Genomic DNA, 21,129 nt, shown 5'->3' with positions numbered 1-21,129 from the left:
CTGGCTCCCTCTCTGCGGGCAGGCCCGCGTGTACCTCTTGGGGGAGCAACAAAAAGACTAACCTTGGCACATGGTTGATTGGGTAGTCAAAAGAGCCCGTCCCAAATTAGCTATCTTAGCGGTGTTCGCTCATTCTGTAAGCATCGGATTTCGCGAGCGCCGCGGGGACAAACCGTGAGAAACTATTTAGCGTTTATGGAGCGTATACGATGGGAGCGATGCTTTGGATAAGAACGAGCTGCAAAAGCGTATGGAACAGGCCATCCGCCTGACGGCACCTGGTCAGCCGATCCGCACCGCCCTCGACATGATCATCGCCGGTCACCTGGGCGCACTTATCTGCGTTGGCGACACCGAAAACGTGCTTGCTGCCGGCAACGACGGCTTCCCGCTCAACATTTCGTTCACCTCGAACCGTCTGTTCGAGCTCTCCAAGATGGACGGTGCCATCGTCATCGACGGCGACCTCACCCAGATCCTGCGCGCCAACTTCCACCTCAATCCCGATCCCTCGCTCGCCACGAGTGAGACGGGCATGCGTCACCGCACCGCCGCTCGCATGTCGGTGCTCACCGACGCCATCGTGATCTCGGTCTCGGCCCGTCGTGCCGTCGTCAACGTGTACGTTCACGGCAAGAGCTACGAGATCCAGCCCGTCACCACCATCATGAGCTCGGTCAACCAGCTAGTCGCCACGCTCCAGACCACCCGTCAGTCGCTCGACCGCTCCCTGCTGCGCCTGACAGCCCTCGAGCTCGACGATTACGTTACGCTCGCCGACATTACCGGTATCTTCTCGAGCTTCGAGATCATGCAGCAGGCAAAGACCGAGCTTAAGGATTGCATCGTCAAGCTGGGTAACCAGGGCAAGCTCGTGCAGATGCAGCTCGAGCAGCTCGCCGGCTCCAGCATGGATACCGAGTACGACCTGATGATCCGCGACTACGCGAGCGATTCTTCCGAGGCCAATGCCGAAAAGATCCGCGCCAACCTGAGCCGTATGACGCCCAAGGACTTGTCCGACCCGCAGCATGTGGCGGCGGTTCTGGGTTACGACGACCTGGACGAGGACTCCGTCATGACACCGCTGGGCCTGCGCACGCTTTCGCGCGTGTCCGTCGTGCGCGACGGCGTGGCCGAGAAAATCGTCGACGAGTATGGATCGCTGCAGGAGCTCATGGACGACATCAGCGAGGATCCGGAGCGCCTGGGCGACTTTGGCGTCAACAACCCTGCCATTCTTGCGGATTCCCTGTACCGCATGAAGGGCACCAAACAGGGGAACGCATAATGGCGCCCGTATGCGCCGTGGTCGTTGCCGGTGGCAGCGGCCAGCGCTTTGGTAACCCCGGTGGTAAGCAGCTCGTCAATGTAGCGGGCCGTCCGCTTATGAGCTGGTCCATCCGCGCATTTGACCGTAGCAATAAGGTCGGCCACATCGTCGTGGTTTGCCCTGCCGAGCGTCGTGCCGAGATGCGCCGCCTGGCCATCAGCCCGTATTCGTATAGCACGCCCATCAGCTTTGCCGATGCCGGCGAGACCCGCCAGGATTCCACCCGCGCCGGCGTGCACGCGGTGCCGGCGGGCTTTGAATATGTCGCCATCCACGATGGCGCCCGTCCGCTCATTACGACCGAGGCTATCGACCACGCTATCGACGCGCTCGTGAGCGACCGTGCCCTCGACGGTGTCGTGTGCGGTCAGCCCGCGATCGATACGCTCAAGATCGTCGATGGCGACAACATCGTCGAGACGCCGCCGCGCGAGCTCTATTGGGCCGCGCAGACGCCGCAGATCTTTAGCGTCGACGCCATGAAGCGCGCTCACGCCGCTGCTATCGCCGAGGGCTTTATCGGTACCGACGATTCATCGCTGGTCGAGCGCATGGGTGGGCGCGTCCGCTGCGTCCAGAGCCCACGCGACAACCTAAAGGTGACGGTGCCCGAGGACCTTCGTCCCGTAACCGCGATTCTGCTTGGCCGTATGGCCGAGGGAGAGGACCTTCCCCATGTTCAGTAACCTGCGCATTGGCCATGGCTACGACGTCCACCGTCTGGTGGAGGGGCGTCGATGTATCATCGGCGGTGTTGACATTCCCTACGAGCGCGGCCTGCTGGGCCACTCGGATGCCGATGTGCTCGCGCACGCCTTGGCCGACGCCATTCTGGGCGCCTGCCGCGGGGGAGACATCGGCAAGCTATTCCCCGATACCGACCCCGCCTATGAGGGTGCCGATTCGATGGTGCTGCTCGCTCGCGTGATGGACTATGCGCGCGAGCTGGGCTTTGAGTTTGTCGATGCCGATTGCACCATTGCCTGTCAGCAACCCAAGATCACTCCGCACCGCGATGCCATGCGCGCCAACCTTGCCCATGCCCTGGGCGTCGACGTCGAAAACGTGGGCGTCGCCGCCACCACGACCGAAAAGCTCGGTTGGGAAGGCCAAGGCGAGGGAATTGGCGCCTGGGCCGTCTGCCTGCTACAGAAAACCGTTAAGGAGTAACGAATGCGTATCTACAACAGCGCTACCCATAAAAAGGAAGAGTTCCAGCCCATCGAGTCCGGCAAGGTCCGCATGTACGTGTGCGGCCCCACGGTCTACGACAACATCCACATCGGCAATGCCCGCACGTTCATCAGCTTTGACGTGATTCGTCGCTGGCTCATCGCGAGCGGCTACGAGGTCACGTTCGCCCAGAACCTCACCGATGTCGATGACAAGATCATCAAGCGCGCCAACGAGCAGGGCCGTACGGCTGCCGAGGTCGCGACGGAGTTCTCCGACAAGTTCATCGGCGTCATGCGTGCCGCCAACGTGCTCGATCCCGATGTGCGCCCCCGCGCCACCAAGGAGATCGGCCCCATGATCGCTATGATCAAGACGCTTATCGAGCAGGGCCATGCCTACGCCGCCGATAACGGCGACGTGTACTTTGCCGTGCGCAGCGATCCCAACTATGGTCAGGTCTCGGGTCGCAACATCGACGATCTGATGGTTGGCGCGCGCATCGAGGAGAACGAGGACAAGAACGACCCGCTCGACTTTGCCCTGTGGAAGGCCGCCAAGCCCGGCGAGCCCAGCTGGCCGAGCCCCTGGGGCGAAGGCCGTCCCGGTTGGCACACCGAGTGCGCCGCCATGGTGCATCGCTACCTGGGCACCCCGATCGACATCCACGGCGGCGGCTCCGACCTTGCCTTCCCGCATCACGAGAACGAGTGCGCCCAGGCCACCTGCGCCTGGCACCAGGGTTTCTCCAACACCTGGATGCACACGGGCATGCTGCTGGTCGACGGCGAGAAGATGTCCAAGTCGCTCGGAAATTTCTTTACGCTGGCCGAGGTGCTCGAACAGCACTCTGCCGCGGCCCTGCGCCTGCTAATGCTGCAGACGAGCTATCGCTCGCCGCTTGACTTCTCCTGGGAGCGCCTGGATGGTGCCGAGAACTCGCTCACGCGTATCGCCGGTACGGTCGAGAACCTGCGCTGGGCCGCGAACCATGCGACGGCTGATGCCGACGAGGCGGCATCCGAGGCGTTTGCCGCCAAGGCCGCCGAGACCCGTGCCACCTTTAAGGAGTGCATGGACGACGACTTTAATACCGCCGGTGCCATGGGCGCCGTCTTTGGCTTTGTGACCGAGTGCAACCAGTACCTGGAGCAGGCGGGCGACGCTGCCGACAAGGCCGCCGCGCTTGCTGCCGCCGATACGCTGGTTGAGTTGCTCGACACATTTGGCGTCGAGCTTCCCGAGCCCAAGGTCGAGCTGCCGCTGGGACTGCTAGGCGTTGCCGCCGGCCTGGTCGCCTACACGGGCGACGACGTGGACGAGGCCGCTGCCAAGATTCTCGAGGCTCGTGCCGAGGCCCGTGCCGCCAAGAACTGGGATCTGGCTGATGCCATCCGCGATCAGCTCAAGGACCTGGGCCTGACGATCGAGGATACCGCCGCCGGCACCCGTATCAAGTCTCTCTAATCCTTACGGGTTTCCCAAGCACCCGACCTTGCCGTTCAAACCGTCGCTCGCGTACTCAAGTACGCGTCGCTCCTCTTTCACGGCAATCTCGGGCACTTGGAAAACCCGTACCGACCGCTTGAGCTATTCGTCTTAAGCGGTCGCTTCTTTTATCTTGTTTGAAAAATGTTTTTAAGGAGGCCGTCTTATGGCCGACAATCGCAAGCGTGCACCGCGTGGAGGCAAGCAGACTGCTTCTGGCTCGCGTCCGATTCGCCGCAACGACCGCGCTGCCACTCCCAAGGGCCAGCGCGAGCGATCACAGGCTGTTCGCCCGCAGCGCGAGCGTAGCCGCGATAACGTCCAGGTTCCCAAGGGCGAGTTTATCGAAGGTCGCCGTGCCGCCGCCGAGGCGCTGCGTACCGGCTTTCCCGTCAAGTGCGCGCTCATCGCCGAGGGCGGGGAGCGCGATGCCGCCCTGTCTCGTCTGGTCGATGACCTCAACGCCGCGGGCGTCCGCATTAAGTATGTGCCGCGCGCGCAGCTCGATGCGCTGTCGAGCCATGGCGCTCACCAGGGCATCGCGCTCGAGGTGGGTAATTTCCCCTATGCCGATGTCGCCGATATCCTCGATCGCGCGGGTGACGGACCGGCGCTCGTCGTCGTGCTCGACCATGTGACCGACGATGGCAACTTTGGTGCGATCGTGCGCTCCGCCGAGGTCGTGGGCGCGGCGGGCGTCATCATTGCCAACAAGCGCGCCGCCGGTGTGACCGTGGGCAGCTACAAAACCTCTGCTGGTGCCGTTATGCATCTGCCCATCGCACAGGTTCCCAACATCGCTCGAGCGCTCGACGACCTCAAGGCCGCCGGCTTTTGGGTGGGCGGTGCTTCCGAGCACGCCGAGGGCAGCTGCTGGGATGCTCCCTTCGAGGGCCGCGTTGCGCTCGTCATGGGCTCCGAGGGCGACGGCATCTCGCGCCTGGTGCTTGAGAAATGCGACTTTTTGACCAAGCTTCCCCAGCGCGGCATGACCGAGAGTCTCAATGTTGCCCAGGCGACCACCGCGCTGTGCTTTGAGTGGCTGCGCCGCAATGCCGGCGAGCTCATGGGGGAGGAGTAGCGCATGTCCAAGAAGAACCGCGCCAAGTCCAAGGCCAAGCGCTTTGGCGAGGGCTCGGCCAAGCCGATTGTTTCGGCCGCGACCTATGGCGTGGGCGGCAATGCGTTTGCGCAGGCCATCGCCGATCCGGTCTCGACGGTGCACTCCAATAAGCCTGAGCTTTTGGTGGTCGACGGCTACAACGTGATCCACTGCACGCCGCGCTACGAAAAGCTCGTGTACGACCATTCCGACGATCCGTATTCCAGCGACGTCCACGATATGGCGCGCACGGCGCTCATTAATGACGTAGCTGCGTTTGCCCAGGGCCGTTACGAGGCCGTGATCGTGTTTGACGGTGCGGGTAATATCTCCAGCGAGCGCCCCAACCTGCCAGCTCGCGGCGTGCGCATTGAGTTTTCGCCGACGGGCGTCTCTGCCGATACCGTGGTGCAGAAGCTCTGCATCGAGGCACGTGAGGAGGGCCGCGCGTGCTCCGTGGTATCGAGTGACGGCACAATTCAAGCCGTCGTCATGGGCAAGGGCGTTACGCGCATCTCGAGCCGTATGCTGGTGGACGAGATCAAACAGATCGATAACGACGTTCACGAGGCAGAGGAAGCTCCGCAGATCAAGATGACTCTGGGCAGCCGCCTGAGTCCCGATGCCCTGGCCAAGCTCAAGGCCCTGCGCGGGAGGTAGGTAACCCTTCTATGGGGAGTTGCTTTCTCGATTGACCAGCCAACTGGTTTGTAATCAGTGGGTTGCAGGTCGGTCTCGCCAAAACGAATAGTTTTTTGTTTTGGCGAACAGATAAAACTATTCGTTCTGGCGAATAGTTTTGAGATGTGGTCGGTCGAAGGGTCTGTTGCGCCCCGTCCGTAATTCCTTTATTCTTAACTGGCTTCGCGCGAAAGCGCCAAGTGTGCCAGTGTGGCGCAACGGTAGCGCAACTGATTTGTAATCAGTGGGTTGCAGGTTCGATTCCTGTCACTGGCTCCATGAAAGTTTCGGGCTCTGTCTCTATATGGGACAGGGCCCGTTTCTTTTTTGTCGATAAGTCAGCGGGTTTGGCGCCAACCATGCTTCAGGTTTGTCTCGATCTGTAACACGGGCGGGCTGAAAACCCTCCTTATAGTTACAGATCGAGACAATGCCAAGGGATGGTCGATAACATCTCGATCTATAACACGAAGAGGCTGAAAGCCGTTCTTGCTGTTATAGATTTAGATAAACAGACAAGCCGCCAGGGAAACATCTCGATCTGTAACAGATAGAGGAGGAATAACCCTCTTACTGTTACAGATCGAGACAGAAGCCAGGGCGAGGTTGGTCATCGTCATCGAGCGAGGATTTTCGGACACACGAGAGTGGAAAATCTCCCGCCTGGAGAATGAGCGTGGATAATCTGCCACTTTGGCCTTGGGGCCATGCCAAAAGTGGGAGATTATCCACGCTCGATTTCAAACGGGAGAAAATCCACGCTCGAATTTGCCGCGGAAGCCCGATCTCGACCTATATATAGGTGCAAATAGGCTGTTATCGAAGTAATAATCCGCAGGCTTACTCCACTATGCCAAAGTGTTCCCTTGGGAAATGTCACCGCTACATGCAAATCCACCATCCTTCATATCCAAACTCAACAAAACCGCAGGTCAAAAGAATATAGATACGCCCGGCACCGTGTATCTAGAGGTTTTCGTTGACAGCCCCCAAGGTGGCATCGTATTATCTTCTTCGTTCGCGGGGGCGGCGGTCCAAAAGACCAAAGAACCTGCGGATACTTGAACGATTGGGAGTTTGCCCGAGTGGTTAATGGGGACGGGCTGTAAACCCGTTGGCTCTGCCTACATAGGTTCGAATCCTATAGCTCCCACCCGTCAAGTGCCTGTATAGCTCAGTCGGTAGAGCACTTCGTTGGTAACGAAGAGGTCACCAGTTCAAGTCTGGTTGCAGGCTCCATCCGGCGGTGTAGCTCAGTTGGTTAGAGCACACGGTTCATACCCGTGGCGTCACTGGTTCGAATCCAGTCACCGCTACCATAGGTAACACGGTGGCTTCTCAATAGTATGTTGAGAGGCCACTATGGTATAAAGGCAAAGTCCCGTCCGGGGACGACCTGTTTAGAGGAGGGCTTTATGGCCAAAGAGAAGTTTGAGCGCACTAAGCCGCATGTTAACATCGGCACCATTGGTCACGTCGACCACGGCAAGACCACGCTGACCGCTGCCATCACCAAGGTTCTCTCCGAGACCGAGGGCTGCAAGGCTGACTTCACTGCGTTCGAGAACATCGACAAGGCTCCCGAGGAGCGCGAGCGCGGCATTACGATCTCCGTCTCCCACGTCGAGTACGAGACTGCTGCCCGTCACTACGCTCACGTTGACTGCCCGGGCCACGCTGACTACGTCAAGAACATGATCTCCGGTGCTGCTCAGATGGACGGCGCTATCCTGGTCATCGCCGCTACCGACGGCCCCATGGCTCAGACCCGCGAGCACATCCTGCTCGCCCGTCAGGTCGGCGTTCCCTACATCGTCGTCTTCCTGAACAAGTGCGACATGGTCGACGATGACGAGCTCATCGACCTCGTCGAGATGGAGACCCGTGAGCTCCTCTCCGAGTACGATTTCCCCGGCGACGACATCCCCGTCATCCGTGGTTCCGCTCTGGGCGCTCTCGAGGGCGACGCCAAGTGGATGGACGCCATTCGCGAGCTCATGAACGCTGTCGACGAGTACATCCCGACGCCTGCTCGTAACAACGACCTCCCGTTCCTGATGGCCGTTGAGGACGTTATGACCATCTCCGGCCGTGGTACCGTTGCTACCGGTCGTGTCGAGCGCGGTGAGCTCAAGCTCAACGAGCCCGTCGAGATCGTCGGCATCAAGGATACCCAGAACACCGTCGTTACCGGTATCGAGATGTTCCGTAAGTCCATGGACTTCTGCGAGGCTGGCGACAACGTCGGTCTGCTGCTCCGCGGCATCAAGCGCGAGGACATCGAGCGCGGCCAGGTTCTCTGCAAGCCCGGTTCGGTTACCCCGCACACCAAGTTCACCGGTGAGATCTACGTTCTGACCAAGGAGGAGGGCGGCCGTCACACCCCGTTCTTCGATGGTTATCGTCCTCAGTTCTACTTCCGTACCACCGACGTTACCGGTACGGTCAAGCTCCCCGAGGGCACCGAGATGGCTATGCCTGGTGACCACATCACCATCGAGGGCGACCTCATCCACCCGATCGCCATGGAGGAGGGCCTGCGCTTCGCTATCCGTGAGGGCGGCCACACCGTCGGTTCGGGCATCGTCTCCACGATCATTGAGTAAATTAGCTCTTTGATATAGCTGACTTAGAGAACCCGGCACTTATATGGGTGCCGGGTTCTTTTCTGCAATGGATGTTGAGCCGTTGCTGGTGTCGAGAGGATCGATAATGGTCCTGGATGCACCGTCGATTAGCTCTCGATGGCTTCATTGATGTGTTCCAAATATGAATGGATCCACCGAGAACCAATTGACTCGAGGTTTTCATTGACAGCACTTACGTGGAGCTGATAAAGTAACAACTCGTGCCCGTACGGGGCGGAAATGAAAGGTTCAGGATACATGCGTACTCTAGTTACTCTTGCGTGCACTGAGTGCAAGCGCCGCAACTATACGACCACCAAGAACAAGTCGACCATGCCTGATCGTATGGAGATCAAGAAGTATTGCCCCTGGTGCCGTCACCACACGCTGCACAAAGAGACTCGCTAGTCTCTAGTCACATACGCCAGTAGTTCAATTGGTAGAGCATCGGTCTCCAAAACCGAGTGTTGAGGGTTCGAGTCCTTCCTGGCGTGCCAGTCATTATTCCGTAAGCTCCCACTTGGGGGCTTACGGTTTACTCATGTATAAGCGCATTGCGCGGAGGTAACCCAAATGGCCAACAAGAAGAACAAGAAGAAGGCACAGCAGCCGGCACCTGCCAACAACGCTGCCGCCAACTCCAAGGTTGAGGCCAAGAAGGCCGTTGCCAAGAAGAACGAGAAGGCTGCGAAGTCCAAGAAGAACGAGAAGCCTGGTTTCTTCGCCCGCACCAAGAAGTATTTCGCCTCGGTCAAGTCCGAGATGAAGCGTGTCACGTGGCCCGATAAGAAGGAGCTCGTGAACTACTCGGTCGTCGTTTGCGCTTCTCTGATCGTCGTCGGCGTCGTCATCGCTCTGCTCGATGCTGGCTTTAGCGAGGCTCTTGCTCTGTTCTCTGGATTGAGGGGCTAAACCATGTCTAAGCGTTGGTACGTCGTTCACACTTACTCTGGATACGAGAACCGCGTTAAGTCCGATCTCGAGCATCGCATCGAGACCATGGGCATGCAGGACCGTATCTTTGATATCGAGATTCCTATGGAGCGCGTCACCGAGATCAAAGAGGGTGGCAAGCGCGAGACCAAGGATTCCAAGATCTTCCCGGGTTATGTCCTGGTCCGCATGGAGATGGATGACGATGCTTGGACGTGTGTTCGCAACACGCCCGGCGTCACCGGTTTCCTAGGCGGCAACGGCAAGCCCGCTCCGCTTTCCCGCGACGAGTACAACAAGATGACTCGTCGTCCCGGTAAGGGCGATTCGCCCAAGCGCACCTCGGTTGATATTCAGGTCGGCACGTCCGTCCGCGTCACCGATGGCCCGCTTACCGACTTTGATGGCAAGGTCTCCGAGGTTAACACCGAGGCTGGCAAGCTCAAGGTCACGCTGATGATCTTTGGCCGCGAGACGCCGGTCGAGCTCGACTTTAACCAGGTCGCTGTCATCGCTTAAGTTTTCGTCCGTTCGCGCGAGCGTGCTTCTTCTGTGACTGCTCATCTCAGGAGTGCTTCTAACACGTGCGTGCTTACGATATAGCAAGTACTTCACACTCGTGATTCGAAAGGAATGACCATGGCTGAGAAGAAGGTTGCCAACGTCATTAAGCTCCAGATTCCTGCTGGTGCCGCTAACCCCGCTCCTCCCGTCGGCCCCGCCCTGGGCGCTGCTGGCGTGAACATCATGCAGTTCTGCCAGGCCTTTAACGCCGAGACGCAGGACAAGAAGGGTGACATCATCCCCGTTGAGATTTCTGTCTACGAGGATAAGTCCTTCTCCTTCATCACCAAGACCCCGCCGGCGGCTCACCTCATCAAGAAGGAGCTGAACCTCAAGTCTGGTTCCGCTAAGCCCCAGGCCGACAAGGTCGGTCAGCTCTCCCAGGAGCAGCTCACCAAGATCGCCGAGATCAAGATGCCGGACCTCAATGCCAACGACATTGACGCCGCTAAGAAGATCATCGCCGGTACCGCCCGCTCCATGGGCGTCACCATCGCTGAGTAGCGATTTCTTTAGGTAATGACGGGTGCTCCGACCGGGGTGCCCGTTATATGTGTGCAATAGGGCACACGATACGATGTGGGAGGGCTCACGCCCGTTTAACCACAGGAGGTAATGCACATGGCTAAGCATGGTAAGAGCTATAACGCCGCTGCCGAGAAGATCGACCGCGCCACGCTCTACACCCCCCTTCAGGCTGCCAAGCTCATCAAGGAGCTCGACACCGCCAAGTTCGACGAGACCGTCGAGGCCCACTTCCGTCTGGGCATCGATACTCGTAAGGCTGACCAGAACATTCGTGGTTCCATCTCCCTGCCCCACGGCACCGGCAAGACCGTTCGTGTTGCCGTCTTCGCCGAGGGCGAGAAGGCCCGCGAGGCCGAAGCCGCCGGCGCCGACATCATCGGTTCCGACGAGCTCGTCGCCCAGATCCAGAAGGGCGAGATCAACTTCGACGCTGCTATCGCAACGCCGAACATGATGGCCAAGGTTGGCCGCATCGGTAAGATCCTTGGTCCCCGTGGCCTCATGCCGAACCCCAAGCTCGGCACCGTGACCATGGACGTCGCCAAGATGGTCTCCGAGCTCAAGGCTGGCCGCGTTGAGTACCGCGCCGACCGTTACGGCATCTGCCACGTGCCCCTGGGCAAGAAGTCCTTCTCTGAGCAGCAGCTCGTTGAGAACTACGCTGCCCTGTACACCGAGATCCTGCGCGTCAAGCCCTCTTCTGCTAAGGGCAAGTACGTCAAGTCCATCTCCGTGTCTTCCACCATGGGCCCTGGCGTCAAGGTCGATCCCGCTGTCCAGCGCGACTTCCTGGCTGAGTAACTTTTAGTTACTGCCTGAGCAAAGCAAGCATTGCTAAAGAAACCCGGTTCTGCCTCGTGCAGGACCGGGTTTCTTGCTATCTCGGGGTAAAACCACCCCAAAGGGGAAAGTGACCTCTTTGAGGTGGTTACCAGGGTGTTCTGGCGGTAGAGGACTCGATGGCCTCGTGGCGTTTGAGCTCGCGGCGCATGGTTTGCGAGTTGAGCCAGGCTGCCTGCCAGCCACGGATGGGGTAGCGCGTCTGGTCGAGCTCAAACTGCGTATAGCCGCAGGCGTTGATGATCGTCGTTCCACACACATGCTGCCGCTCGCGCTGAAAATCGTAACCGTAGCTTTGGTGTACATGCCCATGCACCATGTAGTCGGCCCCCCAGGACTCAAGCGCTGTGTTAAAGCACTCAAACCCTCGATGCGGCAGATCATCCAGATCACCCATACCGGCGGCGGGTGCATGGGTAAGCAGAATGTCGCACCCGCCGACCATCCTAACCTTACGCGACAGCTTACGCATGCGCTTGGACATCTCGCGTTCGGTGTACATGTTGGCGCCGTCGCGATAACGCATGGACCCGCCAAGGCCCGCAATGCGAATCCCTCGGTACGTGTACACGCTGTCTTCCACGCAGATACATCCGCCCGGTGCATGACGTGCGTAGCGGTCGTCGTGGTTGCCGCGAACGTAGATGAGCGGTTTGTTGATGACGGTGACCAAAAACTCAAGATAGTCCGGGTCCAGATCGCCGGCAGACAGAATCAGGTCGACACCCTCAAAGCGCTCCTTGCGAAAGCACTCCCAAAGGCATCGTTCTTCGGTATCTGCTATGGCAAGGATCTTCATAGGGCGGTAACTCCCGGCTCATCGTCGAGCTGCGGAATGGTGCCTACCACGTTGTCCGCCAGCCAATTCATCTCGACAATCTGCGCGCTCGGCAGTGGGGGAAAGCCCTCGATCTGCACCACGCCGTCTTGGCTATGAAGCTCGCCGCCAAAGGGATTGATGGAGCCCTCGACGATGCCATTGCGGAGCAGCTGCACCAGTTTGCGCGTCTGATAGGGCAGGCCCGGAGCGTAGCGAATGTCGATGACGCCCGAGCTCATGCCATACCAGTAGTTGACGGCGCGAACCTGGCTGTCGTCACTGGTCTCATCCCAGGTGCCATGCAGCAGGCTTCGCACGATAAGCTCGTAGTAACGGCCCCAGTTCCATACGGGCATGGCGATGCCGGCGACTTTGCCGTCGACTAGGCGGTGGAGTCCGTAGGCCGTAGGGTCTACGAGCGACTTTGACATGTCGGCGCCGGTCATGACGCTCACGCCTTCGCGGCACATGGCCTCGGCAAGGCCTCCGGCGGGCACATCGCCCCAGGTCAGGATAATTTGCGCACGGGGGTCGAGCAGCGAGGCGCCAATCGCAAAGGCGTTGATCTCGCTGAGTGCGCCCGAGGCGAAGACCGACGCGTGGTAGCCGATACGGTGGTTGTCCGCCATACTGGCGGCAAGGGCGCCCAGGAGGAACTTGGCCTCGTACATCTTGCCAAAGTACGAACGGACGCTTTGGTGGGGAAGGCCGATAGAGCAGTTAAGGAACCGCACCTGGGGATACTCAACGGCAGCTCTGAGCGTGTATTCCATCAGGCGGTGCGAGGTCGAGAAGATGACGTTAGCTCCATGTTTGACAGCCGTTTCCACGGCGGCGTAGAACACGTCCGGATTGTGACAGTCCTCGAACGCCTCGGTGCGCACGATACCGCCAAAATGCTCATCGAGATACTGACGCCCTTGGTCGTGCAGGCTGTCCCAGCTCGACGTCGCACAGGGGAACTCATGGATAAAGGCGATGCGCAGGGGGTTGGCCGCCGAGTAGACGGTCTTGCCCATAAAGAAGTTGAGCACGCCGGAGGTGGACTTGGCGGGCGCCTCTTCCTCATCGACACTCGGCGCCTCGACAAGATCGACCTTGTCCTCGTCACTTTTGCCGGCAATGACCAGCTCGCGCCAAATCTTGCACAGGCGGTTTACGACGATGTCCGTCGGCGTATCCAGCAGACGGTCCTGGTTGTACACGTTGAGGTAGACGAGCATGGCGTCGGCGGGCGTAATGTCCAGGTGGTCGCCGCCTGCGCGAAGGTAGGCGCGCTTAAAGAGTAGGAAGGTGTGGCGCAGGTAGTCGACCTTTTTCTGTGGCCACTTTTCGACAAGGTCCTGGCCGAGCATCTTGGCGAGCGTCTCGTAGCTTCCCTCGCGCGAGAACTCGATCTCGTATAGGGGGCAGACGCGCCAAAACGCGCAGAACTCGCCGTATAGGCGACTTTCGACGGAATCCCATGTGCCGGGGTAGAGACGGGTGACCTTGGCTGAAACCGTCGGGGCGTCCAGGAATTTGAGGACGCTGACGCGCTTGTTGCCCTCCTGGACGTAGAACCGATGCATGAACTCGGTGACGATGATGGGGTCGCGATAGCCCTCGGTCACCTGGATGTCGTAGAGGTTGGACCACTTGCGGGCGAACTCGGTGTTAAACGGCAACAAGGGCATAAAGTTACACGAAAAGGCGGACTGACGGCCCTTGGTGACCGTGCCGACGACCATTTCGAGCGGAATATCCCGCAGGCCGACGCTCTCTCGCTGACCTAAGGGGAGCTGAGCAACCAAACTGTCGAGGTCCGTGAGGTACGGATGCTCGCTTTGGCTGATGGCGCGACGGCGTCCCTGCTCGCCGCGCTTGCGTGCTTGACGATAGGCCTCTTCCATGGTGTCTACTCCCTTAGTCGTTTAAACAACGATATGAACCATGGTACCACGATGCGAAACCACCACAAAGGTGCCTGTCCCCTTTGTGGTGGTCTAGGCGATGATGGGGGCGATGGCACGAATGCAGGCGTCGGCTGCCGTAAAAGTGGTGCTATCGTCGCTGACGATAAAGATGATTTTGCCCTTGACGCCAAAGTCGCCGATCTCGCTAAAGAGCACGTACGGCTCCTTGTCAAAGCCAGAGATGGGAAGCACCGCGGCCTTGGTGGCGTCGGTAAGCTCATCTGCCAGCGCGTCCAGCGAGGCCCACTTAGACGTGTCCTTTACGGCAACGGGCACGGCCACGCGCCCAAAGGGCATCAGATGCACGAGCGTGTTCTTGGAGATGTTGGAGTTGGGCACAATGATGGTCTGCCCGCAGGCGTCCTCGATGGTCGTGTGACGCCAGGTGATATCTTGGACCACGCCCGACACGCCGCCGACCTCGATATTGTCGCCGGGTTTGATAATGCCCATAAAGGTCACCTGCATACCGCCGATAAGGTTCGACAGCGTGTCCTGAAAGCCGAGCGAGATGGCGATGCCGCCGACGCCAAGAGCGGCGACGAGGGCGTTTGCATTAATGCCAAAACAGTTGTCGAGGATAAAGCTGCCGCCGATCATCCAGATGACGGCGCGCGCGATGTTGATGAAGATGCTCGATGCTGGGAGCGGGTTATCATCGCGGTTAAGCAGGTGGTGCAGGGTCTTGGACGCGATTTTGGCGGCAACGGCGGTGCCGATGGCCAAGATACCGGCCCAGATGATGTTGTGGACCCATCGTTGTGCAAAGAAATGAAGAATTGGCTCAAACAATTCCATGTAGGGAAACCTCCTCATGATCATCCAACCATGATACCCACCAAGAAGCCCGTCCGATCAAATTCGGACGGGCTTCTGTGCTCGATATAAGGTTTACGCGGCGGGGCTGCAAGGCCCGGCGGTGTAGCTTAGCGTCGACGCTTCCAGATAATGCCGAGAATGATGATGACGATGCCGCCGATGAGGCATGCGCCGATCACGGCTAGCGTGCGGTCTCCCGTTGCGGCGAGCTTGCCGGTCGTCTTCTTGGTGATGACCTTCGTGGTCGTCGCGTCCGTCTTAGGCGAGGGTTCAGGCGTCGGGGCCGGTGTGGGCGTGGGGTCCACGGCAGCGGATCCAAAGCTGATGGTGCCCGCGAGCGAGGCCATCTTGCTCTCCCAGCCGTTCTGCCCAATTAGCGCCCTTAGCGCTGACTCGCAGGTACCCCACTCGGTGTGCTTGGTGGCGTTTGCGAAGGTGGGGAAGTCGGTCGTGTTGGTGATGATGTAGTTGTTGGTGGCGACGGTATAGGTCTTGGCGGGGTCGAGCGTGCTGCCATCCTTGGTGAGCGTGGCGCTCACGATGCGCTTGCCTTCGGGCTGCGTCCAATCGATTGTCACGTTGATTCCGCCGAAGGAAAGGACGCTGCCGGAGTCGTCGCGCCACTTGTACATGTCTTGCGCCTCCTGCTCGGTGTGGCCGGCCGCTACGTAGGCTTGCTGAAGCTCGTAGCTGTGATTGCACTCGTCGCTGATCTGCAGCGAGTGCTCGAGCGCTGCCAGGAAGTCCGCACCGGTCATGGTCCAGGTCTCCACGGTGTTGCCGTAGGGCGAGATAGCGATGACGTTGCCGGCGGTCACATCGCCCGCAGCGATGCCGCCGCGGATGCCGCCCGCGTTCTCGATGGCAAGGTCCGCGCCCGTCAGGTCAAGATAGGAGCCGCAGATCACATGTCCGATGGTCTGGGCCTTGGTGGTGTCGCCCTCCTTGCTAGGGCGGAAATCGGTGGTGCGCACCATCTCCCAGCCGTGCGTGCCAGATGCGTTCTCGCCGTAGAAATAATTGGTAGAGCTCGTGCCGAGCACCTCGCTCGATGCGGCGCTAAAGGCATCGTCGAGCGGCTTGATCTTGTTGTCGTGGACCTCATCAAGGATGCTCTGATAGGTGGAGCCCTTGTTGGTGTCGGTCAAAAGAACGTTTACGTCCTTGGCGGTATAGAGCTTCTCGTCGCTTTTGTCTGCGTATACCGCCACCGTGTCATCGTCGGTGCTTTCGGTGCCCTTGGTGTCGTACTCGTAGGGGACGGAAAGCAGTCCCACTTCGGCAAAGGCGCTGCCCGCCTCGACAACGTGGATTGTCTTGCCGTCGGCTCCCGTCACCTTCTCGTTAAGGTTGATGTGCTCGTGGCCTGCGATAAGGGCATCGACGCCACGGAGCCGCGTGGCAAAGGTCTTGGCGTCGAGTGTGTGCGCGATACACACAACAACATCGCAGCCCTCCTTGCGCAGCTGCTCTGCCTCGGCATTGATGGCGTTCGCGGCACTCGAGAAGCTGGTGCCCGCGACCAGGTCCGCGCGCAGCGAGGATTCCAGCGACTCATCCATGGCACCCACGACGCCGACCTTGATTTTGTAGTCGAATGTGGAGTGATCTTCGCTATCCTCCCAGGTGCGATCGAGCGTCTTGGTGATACTCGAGCTCCATACGCCGCTCGTAGACTTCGCGTTCGCGCAGAGCATGGCGAAGGGCGTGCCGGTGGGGCTGTAGCCGGTCATGGTGCGGAGCTTGTCCGCGCCGTAGCTCCAGTCGTGGTTGCCCGGCGTGGTCGCGTCGTAGCCGTCTGCATAGAAGGTGTCCATGAGCTCGGCGATGCTCTTGCCCTCGCTCATGGTGGCAAAGGACTGCCCGTGGAAGGTATCGCCCGCATCGAGCAAAAGATCGGGGGCGCTGCTTTGGGCGCTATAGAGAACCGCCAGTCCGTCAAAGCCCACAGTGCCGGTGCCCTTGCTTGCGTTGTAGCTGTACTTGTAGCTGCCGTGGATATCGTTGGTGTGCATGACGGCCACGGAGCCGTCAATAGCGGCGGGCAGGTTCCCCGCGAAAGCGAGGCTTGGGATGCCTGCGAGCGAGCCGGCAAACAACGCGGCGGCTAACGCAAGGCGGGGGAGTCTTTTCATGGCAGTTTCCTTAGTCCTTAGCCAGAAAGTCTGGTTGAATATCGGATTATCGACATAATATGCGAAAACCGCCGCAAGGGCGTCTGTCCCTTTGCGGCGGTTTTGACGTTTGCGCAGATAAAACCTGCCAAAATAAACCTGTCCCTTTTTGGTAGGTTTAGCTCAGCAGCATGCGGTCGTTGGCGAGCTCGCCGCCCGAGACCTCCTCGAACTTCTGCAGCAGGTCGGCTACGGTGAGCGACTTCTTCTCGTCGCCGGCCACGTCGTAGATCACATGGCCCTCGTGCATCATGATCAGACGGTTGCCCAGACGGATAGCGTCATTCATGTTGTGCGTAACCATGAGCGTGGTCAGATGGTTTTCGTCGACGATCTCCTCGGTCAGGTTGAGCACCTTAGAGGCCGTCTTGGGGTCGAGGGCCGCGGTGTGCTCGTCGAGCAGTAGCAGGCGCGGCCTGGTGAGCGTGGCCATCAGCAGGGTGAGTGCCTGGCGCTGGCCGCCCGAGAGCAGGCCGACCTTGGCGTTGAGACGCGTGTCCAGACCAAGGTCCAGGCGCTTGAGCAGCTCAACGTACTCATCTTTCTCGGCCTTGGTGACGCCCCACGAAAGGCCGCGACGCTGGCCGCGACGCTTGGCGAGGGCCAGGTTCTCGGCGATCTGCATGTCGGCAGCGGTACCGCGCATGGGGTCCTGAAACACGCGGCCCAGGTACTTGGCGCGCTGCGACTCGCTCAGGCGCGAGATGTCGGTGCCGTCGAGCTCAATAACGCCCGAATCGAGCGGGTACACGCCGGCGATCATGTTGAGCAGCGTGGACTTGCCGGCGCCGTTGCCGCCGATCACGGTTACAAAGTCGCCGTCATTCAGGGTGAGGTCGACGCCGGTGAGCGCGCGCTTCTCGGTGACGGTGCCCTTGTTAAAGGTCTTCTTGACGTGCGAGAGCTTAAGCATCTGCCTCATCCCCCTTCGTGTAGGAGCTGCGGAGCTTATAGCGCTCCCAAACCACGGGCACGCACAGGGCCACAGCGACAATTACGGCGGAGAGCAGCTTCATGTCGTTGGCGTCCATGCCCAACTGCAGCACGATGGCGCGGATAAGGAAGTACACCACGGAGCCAAAGACGGCGGAGGCAAGGCGGACGCTAAACTGCGTGAGGCCGCCGGGCAGCAGACGGCCGAGCACCTCACCGATAACAATGGCGGCAAGACCGATAACGATGGCACCGGTGCCCATACCAATGTCGGCATACTTTTGGCTCTGGCAGATGAGCGCGCCCGAAAGGCCGATGAGGGCGTTGGAGAGCACGAGGGCGATCATCTTGGTGGAGTTGGTGTTGACGCCCAGAGCGCGGATCATGTACTCGTTATTGCCGGTGGCGCGCAGCGCCGAGCCGATCTCGGTGCCAAAGAACCAATACAGGATGGCAACGATAGCCACGGCGAGCAGGATGCCCAAGATGATGGCAACGGTGGACTGCGGCAGACCGGTCATATTGCTGACGGCCGAGAACACGGTGCCCTTGGCAAGAATGGGCGTATTGGACTTGCCCATGATGCGCAGGTTGATGGACCACAGACTGATCTGGGTAAGGATTCCGGCGAGGATTGCAGGAATCTCAAAAACGGTGGTCAAGATGCCCGTGACAGCGCCCGCGATGGCGCCGGCGCACATGCCAGCCAGCACGGCGAGCAAGGGGTCGACGTTATTGTTGACGATGAGCACGGCGCAGACGCAGCCGCCGAGGGCAAAGCTGCCGTCGCAGGTCATATCGGGGATGTCGAGCAGGCGGAACGTGATAAACACGCCAAGTACCATAATGCCCCAGAGGACGCCCTGCGAAACGGCGCCCTGCAATGCAATGAGCATGCTTCATACCTCCTAGGATAGGGTGGACACGTGAGTCACCATGATAGCGGTAACAATGCATAAAAGAGCTGCGGCCGGATGTTTTGTCTCATCCGTAACAAGCAGGGCGAACGCCGGTCTTTTGCGTTCGCCCCTGTGGCTCAGATATTGAATAACACGGCAACGGCGCGAGTGCGTGCCCTAGACGCGCTACCGCGCATGGCGCTACTCGTCCAGAGCGGAAAGGTCGATGCCTAGGGCCTCGGCCATCTCGTCGTTCTTGACGACGACCAGGTCCTTGCTCGAGAGGTGCTTGATCGGCATATCCTCGGGCTTGGCCTCGCCCTTCAGGATCTTAACGGCCATCTCGCCCGCGGCGTAGCCCAGGTCCTTATAGTTGATGGAGAGGGTGAACAGGCCGCCGGCCATGCACATACCCTCCTCGCCGGTCACGAAGGGGAGCTTATTCTCCTTGCAGATCTGGCCGACCTGCGAAGCGCCCGCGGCGATGGTGTTGTCAGTGGGGGAGTACAGCGCGTCGACCTTGCCCACGGCAGACTCGACGACGGACTGAATCTCGTTGGAGCTCGAGACGGTGAAGTCAGTGTACTCGAGGCCCAGCTTGTCGAGTTCCTTCTTGGCGGCCTTGATCTGGACGTCGGAGTTGGACTCGGCGGTGCAGTAGAGCAGGCCGACCTTTTTAACGTCGGGCAGGACCTTCTGCATCATCTCGAGCTGCTCGGCGACCGGGGTGAGGTCGGAAGCGCCCGTGACGTTGGTGCCGGGCTTGTCGTTGTCCTGGACCAGGCCGGAGGCGGCGTAGTCGGTGATGGCACAGCCCACGATGGGGATATCGGCGGTGGCGCCAGCGGCGGCCTGCGCGGCGGGCGTGGCGATGGCATAGATCAGATCGACGCCATCGCCTACGAACTTGTCGGCAATGGACTTACACGTGGACTGGTCGTTCTGGGCGTTCTTCTGGTCGATCTTGACCTTAAGGCCGCTCTCCTTGATGGCCTTGACAAAGCCATCGTTGGCGGCGTCGAGTGCGGAGTGCTCGGTGAGCTGCAGAACGCCGATGGTGTAGTCGGAACCGGCGGCAGCAGAGCCGGAACCAGAGTTGCCGCCGCATCCGGCGAGCGGGGCGAGCGCGAGCAGGCCGGCGGAGACCAGAAGGCTCCTGCGGCTGATGGTGATGTCCTTCATATCATTACCCCCAGTATAAAAATGGCTGGAAACACTGCACTGGGACAAAGTGCAAGTGGGACTATAGTAGCGCTGATGTCCATTTTTACAACAGCCTGGCGGGTTTTTTAATACAGAATCGGATGGGCGGTACGGGTAGTCGAATGGGCGGCGGAGGGTCTTATGCGGCGGAGGAGGCGTCGTCCTCGTCCAGGGCGGCGAAGAGCTTCTTGCCGTCGAGGAGACGTGTGGTGACGTTTCTCATTCGGCCGATCTCTACGGTACGCAACGTGTCATCGGCGCCTCGCGCGTCATAGACCGTTCCCAGCAAATACGAGATGCCGTCTCGTTGCTTGATGGCAAAGGGCCGGAGTGTCATCCGCGCCACTTCGACCTCTCCGCGTGCCGTGACACTCGAAATATCAAAACTCACCGTGGTTCCGTGGTCGATGGCCTGCTCGATGAGCTCGCAGGCATCGATGCGCTTGACGGGCGTGCGTGTGGCCTTGGTGGATTTGCCGTCTGCGCTTGGAGCAGGCTCGGGCGCATCGAGGTAGCCGCGAACGTCGGCACTCGCCATGGCGACCAGGTGCTGCGCCATGCTTTTTCGAATGGCGATGGGTGTAGAGCGGTTGCGCATGACCATGCCGTGGAGCCGGATGATCTCTTCGTCGGTGAGCGGACGGGTCAAGAGCCGATAACCCACGCCGCGCTTGTACTCAATTTCGTATCCGGCATGGCGAAGTGCGGAGATGGCGGTGTAGATGCTGCGCCGCGCCGCCGAGATGGGCATGCGGGCGGGGTCGTCGGGATGGGCGAGGCGCCGGATCAACTCATCGGAAAGCATGGCCTTGTCCTCGCCGGTGTTTTCGCTTAATAGTTGCAAGATACGAACGGCGCGATAGGCTGCCATCGAGGCGGCGCCCCTCGTCGTGGTCTCGTAAGTTTCAACAGCGGTTTCGGTCATGGCGCCCACGTCCTTTCCGTTTTGGGTGGCGACGGTATGGAGCCTAGGACGCGGGGCTTTCCCAGGGGTGCAGGACGCCCTGGGCGGTCGGTAGCCGTCGGCAAGCGGCGGGTCGAGTTTTCAACAGCCCTG

General features: G+C 59.9%; 20 protein-coding genes and 5 tRNA genes. 17 read left to right on the top strand and 8 right to left on the bottom strand.

Features of this window, described 5'->3' with window-relative positions; genetic code table 11:
• Nucleotides 1-250: 250 nt before the first annotated feature.
• The 17 genes from disA to rplA all read left to right on the top strand — a co-directional run bounded on the left by disA (nucleotide 251) and on the right by rplA (nucleotide 11,230).
• Nucleotides 251-1,291: a DNA integrity scanning diadenylate cyclase DisA gene (gene disA / locus I2H81_RS00975; protein ID WP_369831362.1), complete on the top strand. Its 1,041-nt coding sequence runs from the start codon at nucleotides 251-253 to the stop codon at nucleotides 1,289-1,291.
• Nucleotides 1,291-2,019, top strand: coding sequence for a 2-C-methyl-D-erythritol 4-phosphate cytidylyltransferase (gene ispD / locus I2H81_RS00970; protein ID WP_195644191.1), 729 nt, complete (start codon nucleotides 1,291-1,293; stop codon nucleotides 2,017-2,019). Before disA ends, ispD begins: the two co-directional genes overlap by 1 nt.
• On the top strand, nucleotides 2,009-2,503 hold the full coding sequence (gene ispF, locus I2H81_RS00965; protein WP_006234975.1) for a 2-C-methyl-D-erythritol 2,4-cyclodiphosphate synthase: 495 nt from the start codon (nucleotides 2,009-2,011) through the stop codon (nucleotides 2,501-2,503). The genes ispD and ispF overlap by 11 nt, the downstream gene beginning before the upstream one ends.
• A 3-nt stretch (nucleotides 2,504-2,506) precedes the next feature.
• Entirely contained in the window at nucleotides 2,507-3,973 is a 1,467-nt protein-coding gene (gene cysS, locus I2H81_RS00960; RefSeq protein WP_195644190.1) for a cysteine--tRNA ligase, read from the top strand.
• A gap of 187 nt (nucleotides 3,974-4,160) precedes the next feature.
• Nucleotides 4,161-5,075 carry a 23S rRNA (guanosine(2251)-2'-O)-methyltransferase RlmB gene (rlmB, locus tag I2H81_RS00955; RefSeq protein ID WP_195644189.1) on the top strand — a complete coding sequence of 305 codons (915 nt, stop codon included), beginning with the start codon at nucleotides 4,161-4,163 and terminating at the stop codon, nucleotides 5,073-5,075.
• A 3-nt stretch (nucleotides 5,076-5,078) separates the two neighbouring features.
• Nucleotides 5,079-5,756: an NYN domain-containing protein gene (locus tag I2H81_RS00950; RefSeq protein ID WP_006234978.1), complete on the top strand. Its 678-nt coding sequence runs from the start codon at nucleotides 5,079-5,081 to the stop codon at nucleotides 5,754-5,756.
• A gap of 225 nt (nucleotides 5,757-5,981) precedes the next feature.
• Nucleotides 5,982-6,056: transfer RNA gene (locus I2H81_RS00945), tRNA-Thr, on the top strand.
• Nucleotides 6,057-6,848: 792 nt separating this feature from the next.
• Nucleotides 6,849-6,930: transfer RNA gene (locus tag I2H81_RS00940), tRNA-Tyr, on the top strand.
• A gap of 10 nt (nucleotides 6,931-6,940) precedes the next feature.
• A tRNA-Thr gene (locus tag I2H81_RS00935) sits at nucleotides 6,941-7,016 on the top strand.
• A gap of 3 nt (nucleotides 7,017-7,019) precedes the next feature.
• A tRNA-Met gene (locus tag I2H81_RS00930) sits at nucleotides 7,020-7,096 on the top strand.
• A 96-nt stretch (nucleotides 7,097-7,192) separates the two neighbouring features.
• Nucleotides 7,193-8,383 carry an elongation factor Tu gene (gene tuf, locus I2H81_RS00925; protein ID WP_117563790.1) on the top strand — a complete coding sequence of 397 codons (1,191 nt, stop codon included), beginning with the start codon at nucleotides 7,193-7,195 and terminating at the stop codon, nucleotides 8,381-8,383.
• Between the two features lie 279 nt (nucleotides 8,384-8,662).
• Entirely contained in the window at nucleotides 8,663-8,812 is a 150-nt protein-coding gene (gene rpmG / locus I2H81_RS00920) for a 50S ribosomal protein L33 (protein ID WP_022093895.1), read from the top strand.
• Nucleotides 8,813-8,825: 13 nt separating this feature from the next.
• A tRNA-Trp gene (locus I2H81_RS00915) sits at nucleotides 8,826-8,901 on the top strand.
• 76 nt (nucleotides 8,902-8,977) lie between these two features.
• The gene (gene secE / locus I2H81_RS00910; RefSeq protein WP_195644188.1) at nucleotides 8,978-9,316 is read left to right on the top strand and encodes a preprotein translocase subunit SecE; all 339 of its coding nucleotides are present in this window, start codon (nucleotides 8,978-8,980) and stop codon (nucleotides 9,314-9,316) included.
• Nucleotides 9,317-9,319: 3 nt separating this feature from the next.
• The gene (nusG, locus tag I2H81_RS00905; protein ID WP_006234984.1) at nucleotides 9,320-9,856 is read left to right on the top strand and encodes a transcription termination/antitermination protein NusG; all 537 of its coding nucleotides are present in this window, start codon (nucleotides 9,320-9,322) and stop codon (nucleotides 9,854-9,856) included.
• A gap of 120 nt (nucleotides 9,857-9,976) precedes the next feature.
• Nucleotides 9,977-10,405: a 50S ribosomal protein L11 gene (gene rplK, locus I2H81_RS00900; protein ID WP_022093893.1), complete on the top strand. Its 429-nt coding sequence runs from the start codon at nucleotides 9,977-9,979 to the stop codon at nucleotides 10,403-10,405.
• Between the two features lie 117 nt (nucleotides 10,406-10,522).
• On the top strand, nucleotides 10,523-11,230 hold the full coding sequence (rplA, locus tag I2H81_RS00895) for a 50S ribosomal protein L1 (protein WP_022093892.1): 708 nt from the start codon (nucleotides 10,523-10,525) through the stop codon (nucleotides 11,228-11,230).
• A gap of 127 nt (nucleotides 11,231-11,357) precedes the next feature.
• Here rplA and I2H81_RS00890 read toward each other — a convergent pair whose 3' ends face one another.
• From I2H81_RS00890 to I2H81_RS00855, 8 genes are all read right to left on the bottom strand, one after another.
• Entirely contained in the window at nucleotides 11,358-12,068 is a 711-nt protein-coding gene (locus I2H81_RS00890; protein WP_117563789.1) for a metallophosphoesterase family protein, read from the bottom strand.
• Nucleotides 12,065-13,981, bottom strand: coding sequence for a BMP family ABC transporter substrate-binding protein (locus I2H81_RS00885; protein ID WP_195644187.1), 1,917 nt, complete (start codon nucleotides 13,979-13,981; stop codon nucleotides 12,065-12,067). Before I2H81_RS00885 ends, I2H81_RS00890 begins: the two co-directional genes overlap by 4 nt.
• Before the next feature lie 93 nt (nucleotides 13,982-14,074).
• Nucleotides 14,075-14,842 (bottom strand): mechanosensitive ion channel family protein, encoded by a 768-nt coding sequence (locus I2H81_RS00880; RefSeq protein ID WP_195644186.1) that lies wholly within the window; start codon nucleotides 14,840-14,842, stop codon nucleotides 14,075-14,077.
• A 128-nt stretch (nucleotides 14,843-14,970) separates the two neighbouring features.
• Complete coding sequence (locus I2H81_RS00875; protein WP_195644185.1) at nucleotides 14,971-16,998, bottom strand: bifunctional metallophosphatase/5'-nucleotidase; 2,028 nt, start codon at nucleotides 16,996-16,998, stop codon at nucleotides 14,971-14,973.
• Nucleotides 16,999-17,155: 157 nt separating this feature from the next.
• Nucleotides 17,156-17,950 (bottom strand): ABC transporter ATP-binding protein, encoded by a 795-nt coding sequence (locus I2H81_RS00870; RefSeq protein WP_055250279.1) that lies wholly within the window; start codon nucleotides 17,948-17,950, stop codon nucleotides 17,156-17,158.
• On the bottom strand, nucleotides 17,943-18,866 hold the full coding sequence (locus I2H81_RS00865) for an ABC transporter permease (RefSeq protein ID WP_006234992.1): 924 nt from the start codon (nucleotides 18,864-18,866) through the stop codon (nucleotides 17,943-17,945). Before I2H81_RS00865 ends, I2H81_RS00870 begins: the two co-directional genes overlap by 8 nt.
• A 204-nt stretch (nucleotides 18,867-19,070) precedes the next feature.
• Complete coding sequence (locus I2H81_RS00860) at nucleotides 19,071-20,051, bottom strand: ABC transporter substrate-binding protein (RefSeq protein ID WP_118094667.1); 981 nt, start codon at nucleotides 20,049-20,051, stop codon at nucleotides 19,071-19,073.
• Between the two features lie 160 nt (nucleotides 20,052-20,211).
• Complete coding sequence (locus I2H81_RS00855) at nucleotides 20,212-20,997, bottom strand: hypothetical protein (RefSeq protein ID WP_195644183.1); 786 nt, start codon at nucleotides 20,995-20,997, stop codon at nucleotides 20,212-20,214.
• Nucleotides 20,998-21,129: the final 132 nt, after the last annotated feature.

Source organism: Collinsella aerofaciens (genome assembly GCF_015561195.1).
Classification (GTDB): Bacteria; Actinomycetota; Coriobacteriia; order Coriobacteriales; family Coriobacteriaceae; genus Collinsella; species Collinsella aerofaciens_AC.
Note: the sequence above shows the minus strand (reverse complement) of the source record. Positions and strands in the feature narration are given on the sequence as shown.

What these genes read in the sequence shown, in the direction of transcription:
- ispF (WP_006234975.1), top strand. Translation starts at nt 2,009, where the DNA reads ATGTTCAGTAACCTGCGCATTGGCCATGGCTACGACGTCCACCGTCTG.
- rlmB (WP_195644189.1), top strand. Translation starts at nt 4,161, where the DNA reads ATGGCCGACAATCGCAAGCGTGCACCGCGTGGAGGCAAGCAGACTGCT.
- I2H81_RS00885 (WP_195644187.1), bottom strand. Translation starts at nt 13,981, where the DNA reads ATGGAAGAGGCCTATCGTCAAGCACGCAAGCGCGGCGAGCAGGGACGC.
- I2H81_RS00880 (WP_195644186.1), bottom strand. Translation starts at nt 14,842, where the DNA reads ATGGAATTGTTTGAGCCAATTCTTCATTTCTTTGCACAACGATGGGTC.
- I2H81_RS00870 (WP_055250279.1), bottom strand. Translation starts at nt 17,950, where the DNA reads ATGCTTAAGCTCTCGCACGTCAAGAAGACCTTTAACAAGGGCACCGTC.
- rplK (WP_022093893.1), top strand. Translation starts at nt 9,977, where the DNA reads ATGGCTGAGAAGAAGGTTGCCAACGTCATTAAGCTCCAGATTCCTGCT.
- tuf (WP_117563790.1), top strand. Translation starts at nt 7,193, where the DNA reads ATGGCCAAAGAGAAGTTTGAGCGCACTAAGCCGCATGTTAACATCGGC.
- nusG (WP_006234984.1), top strand. Translation starts at nt 9,320, where the DNA reads ATGTCTAAGCGTTGGTACGTCGTTCACACTTACTCTGGATACGAGAAC.
- cysS (WP_195644190.1), top strand. Translation starts at nt 2,507, where the DNA reads ATGCGTATCTACAACAGCGCTACCCATAAAAAGGAAGAGTTCCAGCCC.
- I2H81_RS00855 (WP_195644183.1), bottom strand. Translation starts at nt 20,997, where the DNA reads ATGACCGAAACCGCTGTTGAAACTTACGAGACCACGACGAGGGGCGCC.
- I2H81_RS00865 (WP_006234992.1), bottom strand. Translation starts at nt 18,866, where the DNA reads ATGCTCATTGCATTGCAGGGCGCCGTTTCGCAGGGCGTCCTCTGGGGC.
- rpmG (WP_022093895.1), top strand. Translation starts at nt 8,663, where the DNA reads ATGCGTACTCTAGTTACTCTTGCGTGCACTGAGTGCAAGCGCCGCAAC.
- disA (WP_369831362.1), top strand. Translation starts at nt 251, where the DNA reads ATGGAACAGGCCATCCGCCTGACGGCACCTGGTCAGCCGATCCGCACC.
- I2H81_RS00950 (WP_006234978.1), top strand. Translation starts at nt 5,079, where the DNA reads ATGTCCAAGAAGAACCGCGCCAAGTCCAAGGCCAAGCGCTTTGGCGAG.
- I2H81_RS00875 (WP_195644185.1), bottom strand. Translation starts at nt 16,998, where the DNA reads ATGAAAAGACTCCCCCGCCTTGCGTTAGCCGCCGCGTTGTTTGCCGGC.
- I2H81_RS00890 (WP_117563789.1), bottom strand. Translation starts at nt 12,068, where the DNA reads ATGAAGATCCTTGCCATAGCAGATACCGAAGAACGATGCCTTTGGGAG.
- ispD (WP_195644191.1), top strand. Translation starts at nt 1,291, where the DNA reads ATGGCGCCCGTATGCGCCGTGGTCGTTGCCGGTGGCAGCGGCCAGCGC.
- I2H81_RS00860 (WP_118094667.1), bottom strand. Translation starts at nt 20,051, where the DNA reads ATGAAGGACATCACCATCAGCCGCAGGAGCCTTCTGGTCTCCGCCGGC.
- rplA (WP_022093892.1), top strand. Translation starts at nt 10,523, where the DNA reads ATGGCTAAGCATGGTAAGAGCTATAACGCCGCTGCCGAGAAGATCGAC.
- secE (WP_195644188.1), top strand. Translation starts at nt 8,978, where the DNA reads ATGGCCAACAAGAAGAACAAGAAGAAGGCACAGCAGCCGGCACCTGCC.